We start from the raw sequence: 2,294 nt of genomic DNA, 5'->3' as shown, positions 1-2,294 counted from the left end.
CGCGGGCAGCGCGGCCTGGTCGAGCTTGCCGCTCGGGGTGAGGGGCAGATCGGCGAGGACGACGTAGTCCTCGGGGACGAGCGCGGCGGGCAGGGCGCGGGCGAGCGCGGCGCGCAGGGCGGCGGGCTCCAGGTCCGTGGTCCCGGTGGCGGGGACGGCGTAGGCGACGAGGCGCTGTGCGCGTACGAGGACGGCGCCGCGCGCGACCGAGGGGAGCCGCGTGAGGGCGGCTTCGATCTCGCCGGGTTCGATGCGGTTGCCGCGCAGCTTGACCTGCCGGTCGGTGCGGCCGAGGTAGTCGAGCGTGCCGTCCGGGCGGCGGCGCACGAGGTCGCCGGTGCGGTACATGCGGGTGCCCGGGGCGCCGTACGGGTCGGCGACGAAGCGTTCGGCGGTGAGCGCGGGGCGGCGGTGGTAGCCGCGCGCGAGCTGGACCCCGGTGAGGTACAGCTCGCCGGGGACCCCGTCGGGGACCGGGCGCAGGCAGGGGTCGAGGACGCGCAGGCCGGTGTTCCACACGGGGCGGCCGATGGGGACGGTCGTGCCGGGCGCGCCGTCGAAGGCGTGGTGCGTGACGTCGACGGCGGCCTCGGTGGGCCCGTACAGGTTGTGCGGGGGCACCCCGGTCAGGGCGGTCCAGCGCGCGGCGGCCTGCCCGGACAGGGCCTCGCCGCTGCTGAAGACGAGCCGGAGCGAGGCCGCCCAGGACGGGTCGGCCGTCACCTCGGCGGAGGCGAGGAACGCGTCCAGCATCGAGGGGACGAAGTGCAGGGCCGTGACGCTCTCGGCGCGCACGGTGCGGGCGAGGTAGGCGGGGTCGCGGTGGCCCTCGGGCGCGGCGAGGACGACGGCGGCGCCCTCGCGCAGCGCCCAGAAGAACTCCCACACGCTCACGTCGAAGCTCGCGGGCGTCTTCTGGAGCACGCGGTCGGCGGCGGTGAGCCCGTAGGCGCCCTGCATCCAGGCGAGGCGGTTGGCGAGCGCGCGGTGCGTGACGACGACACCCTTGGGGCGGCCCGTGGAACCGGAGGTGTGGATGAGGTAGGCGGGGTGGTCGGGGGTGGCCTCGGGGTGCGGGGCGTGTGCGGGGGCCGCGGCTCCCGTCTCGTCGGCCGCGTGTCCCGCGTCGGCCGCGTGTCCCTCGGCGTCCACGAGGACCGTGTCGAGTCCGTGGTCCGCGGGCAGGCGTCCGGCGTCCGCCGCGGTCGTGACGACGGTGCGGGCGCCCGAGTCCGCCAGGACGTGGCGCAGGCGCTCGGCGGGGTGGTCGAGGTCGAGCGGCACGTACGCGGCACCGGACTTGAGGACGCCGAGCAGCGCGACCACGAGCCCGGCCGAGCGCGGCACGGCGACGGCGACGAACTCCTCGGGCCGGGCGCCCCGGGCGCGCAGCGTGCGGGCCAACGCTTCCGCGCGCGCGTCGAGTTCGGCGTAGGTGAGATGTGTCCCCTCGTGCACGACGGCGAGCGCGTCCGGGGTGCGGGCGGTCTGCGCGGCGATCGCGGCGGGCAGCGTGAGGGGCGCGACCTCGCGGGACGCGCCCGCGCCGAGCGCGGCGATGCGCGCGTGCTCATCGGCGGCGAGCAGGTCCAACGAGGCGGCGGGGCGCGCGGTGTCGTCGGCGAGCGCGTCGAGTACGCGGGTCAGGCGCTCGGCGAGCAGGTGCGCCGTCGCCCCGTCGACGCGTTCGGCGTGGTGCTTGAGGCGCAGGTCGAGGCGGCGGCCCGGCTTCACGAGGAGCGCGAGCGGGTAGTGCACGGCGTCGTGGAAGGCGTGCCCGGTGAGGCGGACGGTTCCGGTCGGGTCGCTCAGGTCCTCGTCGGCCGGGTAGTTCTCGAACACCACGAGGGTGTCGAAGAGTTCGCCATCGCCCGCGTGCCCGGCGAGGCGCTGGATCTCGGCAAGCCCGAGGTGCTGGTGGTCCAGGAGCGCGCTCTGCTCGCGCTGGAGTCGTTCCAGGACGGTGCCGAGCGGGTCCCCGGGAGCCCAGGCGAGGCGGGTGGGAAGGGTGTTGATGAAGAGACCCGCCATCGACTCGATGCCGTCCACGGCGGCGTCGCGCCCCGACACCGTGGTGCCGAACACGACGTCCTGCCGCCCGGTGAGCCCGGACAGGAGCAGCCCCCACGCCGCCTGCACGACGGTGCCGAGCGTGACGCCGTGCGCGCGGGCGCGGGCGGTGAGGCGCGCGGTGGTGGCCTCGGGCAGTTCGACCCGTACCTGGGCGGGCTCGATCGGTCCGGCGGGCGGGGCGGCGACGAGGCGGGTCGCCTCCTCGACCCCGGCGAGCGCGG

General features: G+C 76.7%; 1 protein-coding gene. It reads right to left on the bottom strand.

Features of this window, described 5'->3' with window-relative positions; all coding sequences use genetic code 11:
- On the bottom strand, positions 1-2,294 hold a 2,294-nt coding region (locus G3I42_RS11075), incomplete at both ends, for an amino acid adenylation domain-containing protein (RefSeq protein ID WP_164284918.1).

This window comes from Streptomyces sp. SID11385, from assembly GCF_010548245.1.
Lineage (GTDB): Bacteria > Actinomycetota > Actinomycetes > Streptomycetales > Streptomycetaceae > Streptomyces.
This window is presented reverse-complemented; position numbering and strand designations above follow the sequence as displayed.